Here is a 7,335-nt window from a genome sequence, read left to right on the forward strand (position 1 = left end):
TATGATTACTTTGGACTAAAAGTTTTTAATTCTTTACGTGATTCAGGAACTTTTACATCACCTGATTTAATCTTTTCAACCCATTCTTTTATGGCAGCTTCAATTTCCGCTTTGTTAGTAGCTTTTGCATTGATAGGGGCTAAGCCAACACCATCTTCTGCTAAACCAAATAGCGCAACTTCGCCGCCCGGGAAATTACCTTCTTTTGTTTTTGTTGCCAGGTCTTTAACAGCTACATCAACACGTTTTAAAGCAGATGTAAGAACCACATCTTTACCCATATCAGCTTGATCGCGGTCTACACCGATAGCCCAAATATCTTTGCCAGGGTCTTTTGCTTTTCGGTCATTTGCTTCTTTGAATAAACCGACACCAGTTCCCCCTGCGGAGTGGAAAATTACGTCCGCACCAGAAGAATACATTTTAGAAGCGATTGTTTGACCAAGTTCTGCCTTGTCAAACGCACCTGCATATTGCACGTCCACTTTTACCTCAGGTTTAGCAGCTTTAACCCCGGCTAAAAAACCAGATTCGAAACGTTCAACCACTGGAATTTCCATGCCGCCAATAAATCCGATATGGTTAGATTTTGTTGTTTTAGCCGCTGCTATTCCAGCAAGGAATCCAGCTTCTTGCTCTTTGAATAAAATACTTGCAACGTTTGGCTGCTTTACTTCAGCATCAACGATTGCAAATTTGGAATCTTTTTGCTGGGTTGCAATTTCCTCAACTGCTGCTGGCATCAAGAAGCCGATCGCATAAACTAAGTCAAATCCTTCACGAGCAAGTTTATTTAAGTTTGTTGTATAATCGGCATCCGATTTGGATTGAAGGTAATCGTAACCGCCTTTACCTTTTTTCAAACCGTTTTCTTCGCCAAAACTTTTGAGACCTTCCCAAGATGATTGGTTAAATGATTTGTCATCAACACCCCCGATATCAGTCACCATTGCAGCAGTGAAAGTTTGATCATTCCCACTGCCTTTGGCTGCTTCATCGCCTTTGTTGTCATTACTTTTTCCACAAGCGCCTAACAGTGTACCTGCAGCAAGAACAAGTGATAGTGTCATTCCAACTTTTTGTTTTTTCAAAATATGTACCCCCTAATGATGTTTGTTTGGTTAAGTAAAACGACCTTATAAACTTTTGTTTAAAGATTAAACTTATGTTTGAATTATACATCCCGCCAGAAGTTAGGTCAACCTATATGTAAAGGCATTTCATTCAATTGGTAAGAAAATAAGGAGGAATTATTAATGGAAAATTAAAAGCATCAGTAAGCGGCACTTATGAAGGACAAATCTCTAGCGTCAGTTGAGACTTATGTCCTTCATAAAGGATAATTGTGCCAGCCACCATAGAAAAAAGGATTCGACGGTAACAATTAGAGGTTAATCGTGCCCGTCACCATAGAAAAATAGAGTCGTCGGTAAAGATTAATGGTTATCAAAATCCGGTTCATTTAGACCTGAAACGAGTGCGTCTCGTGCAGCTATTAAACTTAGTTTAATGAAAAAGAGCTGCCCATTAAGTCGATCATTGTCACCGCTTAACAGAATCGCTTGGTCAAGATAGTTAATGGAATCTTCCGTCTTATCTAATGCCAGTGAGATGCGGTTGTCGGATAGATGAATAAGGTGTTGGTTATCTTGGCTTTGGGGAACAATAGGGGCATTTGGAAAAACAGGATCACTAGGAAAATGAGTATCGAAAGGTAAAGCTTTCATGGCAAGGTAAGCCTCTGTGAGATTATCGACGACATCTTGGTAGAATTGTACTTTAATTGGATTTGGTGGTAAAGGAAATGCGGACATTTCTAAAAAAAGGATTAAGGCACTATCGGCAAATCGAATGGCCTGTACCGTGTAAGCCAAGGCTGTTCTAACATTTGTAACTAAGTTTGAATACATTTATTTCACTCCCAAACTGTTGAATTGTTTTAGTGTATGTAATTAAGACGAGCCCGTAAAGGACACTTAGGTAAATTTATTTGATCGAATTATTGATATAATTAATTAGGTTGGAGGAATGATAGATATGTTAAAAATACGAAACGTAGAAATCGAAGATTTACCTGAACTAGTAGTCATTGAACAACTTTGTTTTACAAAAGAGGAAGCAGCGACGAAAGAAGCTTTTGAAAAGCGCATTCAATCCATTTCAGATACTTTTTTTGTAGCTGAAGAGAAGGACGTGATTGTTGGTCTAGTCAATGGTCCTGTCATTGATCATGCATACATTACAGATGATCTCTTTAGTGATATAAGGGAGAATCCTGTGTCTGGCGGTCATCAAAGTATTTTAGGATTAGCGGTGTCCCCGCATTTTCAAAAACGTGGTGTGGCATCTGCGTTACTTGCACATATAGAAAAAGATGCATGTTCAAAAAAACGTGAGACGATGACACTTACCTGTAAAGCTGACTTAATTCACTTCTATGAAAACCATGGATACCTCAACAATGGGGTTTCAAGCTCCCACCATGGCGGAGTGATTTGGTACACCATGAGTAAAAAGTTAGTTTGAATGTTTGGGTGATTTTATTAACCATATAGAATAAAACTTACAGATAAAAAGCATGAAAAAAGACGATTCGGGACTGAATCGTCTTTTTGATTAGGATAAATTTATAAATTTAGCTTGGCATTTCCGTGATCAATACCTTTGTTGCTCATTTTTCTAGCAAATAGTAAAAATAAATAATCGCATTTAAAGGTAGGGATGTTTTTGGTTCATTAATTTCAGGGCTATACATACATATAAAGTAGGATGTGTGAAAAGGGACAACATCAAATGGGGCGAATGAGGGACAAGCACCGGAAGTATAGAATTTGAACTGAGAAGCTTAAAGTAAAAAAAGTAATGGAAAGGGAGAAAAAATGGAATTTCTACAGGAAATTATCAATAGCTATAGTTCATTTTTTTCACTAGAAGCTTTTGAAAAAGTATTTTCTAATCCAGCTAGTTGGGGAGTCATTGGGACTCTTGTTGTTCTTGAAGGGCTATTATCTGCCGATAACGCCCTTGTTTTAGCTATTTTAGTGAAAAAATTACCTAAAGATCAACGAAAGAAAGCCCTATTCTACGGTATTTTTGGTGCGTATCTTTTCCGAATTTTAGCAATAGGTGTAGGAGTTACTTTAATTAATATTGGTTGGATAAAAATTGTCGGTGGTCATTACTTACTTTGGATTGTCATTCAAAACTTTATCAAGAATAATGAAGGCGAAGATGAAGTCCCGAATAAAAAAATGGGATTTTGGAGAACGGTGTTAACGGTTGAGTTAATGGACATTGCCTTTAGTTTGGACAGTGTAATTGCGGCATTTGGAGTTTCTAATCAAGAGTGGGTCCTCTTTCTAGGTGGTGTGATCGGGATTTTAATGATGCGAGGGGTAGCTCAACTATTCCTAACATTGATTGAAAAGGTTCCTGAAGTAGAAACTACCGCGTTTATCTTAATTGCAATAATCGCGATAAAAATGATCATTTCTGCATTTGGATACCAATTAGATGAATTTGTTTTCTTTTCCATATTAATTGCGGTATTCTCAGGAACATTCCTAGTTCATGCAGTCAGGAAAAATTCCGGAAAAGAAAAAACCCTTTAATTTAAAATATCAGCTCAAAAGATCAGGAATCCTGGTCTTTTTTTAGTGGTAGAAAGAAATGCTATTCTTTCATAGAATCCATGTATTTCTGTATACAAATATTTCGGAAGTGAAAATAAATGAACAGTATGTTATTATTAACCAAAATAAAATGATCATTGGTTAGGAAGAAAATTGGTACTAAATTGATCAAATATTGGAGATGGAATGCATGCTAAACTGGAAGCGGAATTTATGGGTGCTTTGGATTGGGGTCTTTTTTACAGCAGCAAGCTTTTCCATGGTCATTCCCTTTTTACCAATTTTTCTTCTGCAAATTGGTGTGCACGAAAATACGGAAATGTGGTCAGGATTATTATTTAGTTCCGCCTTTTTTGCAGGAGCGATTGCATCCCCGTTTTGGGGAAGGATGGCAGATAAGTATGGAAGAAAACCGATGATAATCCGTGCAGGATTTGTCCTCTTTGTCATCTATACGTTAATGGCTTTTGTTACGAATCCCTATGAAATATTAGTTCTGCGCATTTTGCAAGGATTACTTAGTGGATTCATTCCTGGTTCAATCGCTTTGATAGGGACCAATACTCCTAATAATAAAGTAGGGTATGCCCTTTCCTTGATTTCTACCGCATCAGCATCAGGAACGATTCTTGGTCCCTTGTTAGGAGGGGGGATTTCTCATTTAGTCGGTAATCGCTTGGCCTTTGCTACTGCAGGAATGATTGTTTTTATTGCCACGCTCCTCATCATCTTTTGGGTAGTTGAGGAAAATTTTACTCCTAGTAAGGTTCGGGGTTCTATTAAGACCGACTTTAAAGTGGCATTGTCCAATCGCCCTTTTTTACTCGTCCTTATTCTAACTGTTCTCACTAGTTGTTCCGTGATGACGATTGAGCCCGTGCTCCCTTTATATATCGTGAAACTGGGTGGGTCGTCTGAAAATGCCTCATTATTAGCGGGTGTAGTGTTCTCTCTGCCTGGAATCGCTAGTGCTCTATTTGCTCCATTATGGGGGAAATGGGCGGACAAAGTTGGATTTCAACGTGTTTTATTTATCGGGTTATTGGGCGGCGGATTAGGAACAATTGCTCAAGTTTTATTTAGTGAGATTTGGGGATTTTCGTTCATTCGCTTTGTATTTGGGATATTTTTCTGTGCAGTCTTCCCAGCGTTAAATGGGCTTGTTGTAAAGTCGACCCCAGAAGATTTCCGTGGCAGAGCATTTAGTTTGAATCAAACTGCTAACCAACTAGGCGGGATGATTGGGCCGATTATTGGAGGATTCCTCGGTGGAATGTTCCCGGTTCAAAGTGTTTTTATCGTAACAGGTATCTTATTATTAATTGCTACCAGTATGGCTTTTTGGAATGGTAATAATTTAAACAGTAGGGCGCTAAAGAGAAAAGCACTTTCCTGAATGATTTATAGATTATAAACCCTCTTATCTATTGCGGATGAGAGGGTTTTTTGTGTTAAATTAGAAGCATAGAAGATTAATAAATAACTTGGCGCAATAGCTGATTTACATTAAAGGATGTGTAGATATGTCTAGTCAAATAGAAGAAAACAACGCTAATCTTAAAAAATTTAGTGCGGACTGTGAAAATTGTTTTGGACTATGCTGTGTTGCGCTGCCCTATGCAAAATCGGCTGATTTTGCATTTGATAAAGAAGCAGGTACTCCTTGTCCCAATTTACATTCAGATTATCGTTGTGGTATCCATAAAAATCTCAGAGAAGAAGGATTTAGAGGCTGTGTTGGATATGAATGCTTTGGTGCAGGTCAAAAGGTATCACAAGTGACATACTATGGAAGGGATTGGCGGGATGACCCAGCCATAGCTAAAGAAATGTTTAATATATTTCCAATTATGCAACAACTTCACGAGATGCTTTGTTACTTAAATGAAGCGCTTAGCTTAGAAGATGCACAGCCTATCCATAAAGATTTGCAGTCAGTACTAGAAGAAACGGAGCATCTTACTCATCTGAATCCAAAATCTATCATAGAGCTTAATGTACCAGCGCATCGAGTGGTCGTTAATGATTTACTTCTCCGTACTAGTGAACTTGTCCGTGCTAAAGTTTCACCTAGGAAAGACAAAAGAAGGGGGAAAGACCTTTTTGGTGCAAAATTAAAAGGTGCTGACCTTAAGGGAGCTAATTTAAGAGGAGCGTTACTAATTGCGGCGGATCTCCGGAAATCTGATATGCGAGTAACAGATCTGATTGGTGCAGATTTTAGAGATGCTGATATACGTGGTGCTGATCTGACCGGAAGTATCTTTCTCACACAAGCACAAGTCAATTCGGCATTGGGAGATAGTACTACCAAATTACCATCTGCTTTAAGAATTCCAGATCATTGGATATAAGTTGGGTAATAACATGCAGTTTGAAATACGCACATATAAAGTCCACCTGAAATGTAAAAGGATACTGCAGGCTATAAGGGAATAAGGAAACACGGTTAAAGCTAACCGTGTTTATTTACAATAAGGGTAATTGACTTTTAAGTTTATTAGCAATCGTGATGTTTATTAAGATGCAGTGGAGGTGGGATTAGCCAGCCTTTTTCTTTGTTCAACCGAAGGACTTTTGCTCCTAACACTGCCTTTTGGTTATGGAATTGACCATACATCATGGCAACATCTTCCCGAATGGACTTACCAATAACCTGGCTGCAACCTACTAAGCCAGCAGCAAGATCAGCAGAAAGTGTCGCTGCAATGGCTGGATCCGGGATTCTTGCTCCAACCGGTATTTCTTCTAAGCATGCTTCAGGAGGCTCAGGAGCAGCTGGTGGTAAACCAATACCATTTTCTTTTAAAAGTTCTTCCACTTGTTTCTTTTGTTGCTGGCAGGTTTCAATTGCTTCAACTAATAACTTTTTTAGATCATCGTCCCCTGTATGGTTTAACATCGTTTGATAACCAGCAATCATACTATTTCCAACTAATTGTGAAGACCAGATATCGAAAACTTCACCATAGTGCAATGGCTCTTCTTTAGGATTTCCACTTAAAATTCCCATTGTTGCCCTCCTCAGTGTATAAGTTATTTTATTCATATCCAAGTGCCACCTTTCGTTTAAGCACAGCACATATATATATTGTCCGATTCATCGAAAATTAATGTAATTCCTTATAAAGAAGAAATAAATTCTCGTTCGAATCACCGCATCTTTTTCTGCTGATTGGATAAATTAATAGGAACTTTAAGAGTGGTGGTGAAAACATGACTAAACGGAATATAAAAACAAAATCAGGGCTACAAAGTGCAAAAAGTCTAACTAGTTCTGAATTTGCTTCCGAAATGAAACCGCAGAACAAAAAAGCTGAAAAAACACGGCCAACCACATAGGTTCTATATAAATATTCAGTGTTGAGTAAGCGCTAGAGATTTCCTCAAGCGCTTTACTTTGAGGCGGTCAAAAATATTAATTTTTTATTGATACTGATAAGGATAATGTGATATATTATTTTTCGTCACTTTTTGAAAAACACTATTTAAAAGCTTTTTATTAGTATCAATCTTTTAAAAATGGAAATATTTTTTAATTGATAAATTAATAGAAATGCGATACGATAGATTTTGTCGCTTCTTTAATAAGCGAATTTGTTCTTTGAAAACTAAACAAACAAAGACGTGTAAACAAACAATAACTAATAGCTTCATTTATTGAAGCTAAGCCAACGTAACAAATGAGCGAATCAACTTTCTT

Annotated in this window: 8 protein-coding genes; 5 read left to right on the forward strand and 3 right to left on the reverse strand. The window is 37.7% G+C overall.

The window, feature by feature from the left end:
• Positions 1 to 5: 5 nt before the first annotated feature.
• Positions 6 to 1,091, reverse strand: coding sequence for a BMP family lipoprotein (locus J7E63_RS10160; protein ID WP_215011620.1), 1,086 nt, complete (start codon positions 1,089 to 1,091; stop codon positions 6 to 8).
• A gap of 345 nt (positions 1,092 to 1,436) precedes the next feature.
• Complete coding sequence (locus J7E63_RS10165; protein ID WP_215011622.1) at positions 1,437 to 1,910, reverse strand: hypothetical protein; 474 nt, start codon at positions 1,908 to 1,910, stop codon at positions 1,437 to 1,439.
• Between the two features lie 127 nt (positions 1,911 to 2,037).
• Here J7E63_RS10165 and J7E63_RS10170 point away from each other — a divergent pair, with 127 nt between their 5' ends.
• The 4 genes from J7E63_RS10170 to J7E63_RS10185 all read left to right on the forward strand — a co-directional run bounded on the left by J7E63_RS10170 (position 2,038) and on the right by J7E63_RS10185 (position 5,986).
• Positions 2,038 to 2,526: a GNAT family N-acetyltransferase gene (locus tag J7E63_RS10170; protein WP_215011624.1), complete on the forward strand. Its 489-nt coding sequence runs from the start codon at positions 2,038 to 2,040 to the stop codon at positions 2,524 to 2,526.
• A gap of 353 nt (positions 2,527 to 2,879) precedes the next feature.
• Positions 2,880 to 3,611 (forward strand): DUF475 domain-containing protein, encoded by a 732-nt coding sequence (locus tag J7E63_RS10175; RefSeq protein WP_215011626.1) that lies wholly within the window; start codon positions 2,880 to 2,882, stop codon positions 3,609 to 3,611.
• 211 nt (positions 3,612 to 3,822) lie between these two features.
• A complete protein-coding gene (locus J7E63_RS10180) occupies positions 3,823 to 5,028 on the forward strand; it encodes an MFS transporter (RefSeq protein ID WP_215011628.1) in 1,206 nt (401 codons plus the stop codon).
• Between the two features lie 127 nt (positions 5,029 to 5,155).
• On the forward strand, positions 5,156 to 5,986 hold the full coding sequence (locus J7E63_RS10185) for a pentapeptide repeat-containing protein (RefSeq protein WP_215011630.1): 831 nt from the start codon (positions 5,156 to 5,158) through the stop codon (positions 5,984 to 5,986).
• 146 nt (positions 5,987 to 6,132) lie between these two features.
• Here J7E63_RS10185 and J7E63_RS10190 read toward each other — a convergent pair whose 3' ends face one another.
• Positions 6,133 to 6,645, reverse strand: coding sequence for a DUF3231 family protein (locus tag J7E63_RS10190; protein ID WP_215011632.1), 513 nt, complete (start codon positions 6,643 to 6,645; stop codon positions 6,133 to 6,135).
• A gap of 203 nt (positions 6,646 to 6,848) precedes the next feature.
• On the opposite strand from J7E63_RS10190, the gene J7E63_RS30095 reads away from it, so the two are divergent.
• Positions 6,849 to 6,974, forward strand: coding sequence for a hypothetical protein (locus J7E63_RS30095; RefSeq protein WP_285289276.1), 126 nt, complete (start codon positions 6,849 to 6,851; stop codon positions 6,972 to 6,974).
• Positions 6,975 to 7,335 lie beyond the last annotated feature (361 nt).

This window comes from Bacillus sp. ISL-75 (assembly GCF_018613095.1).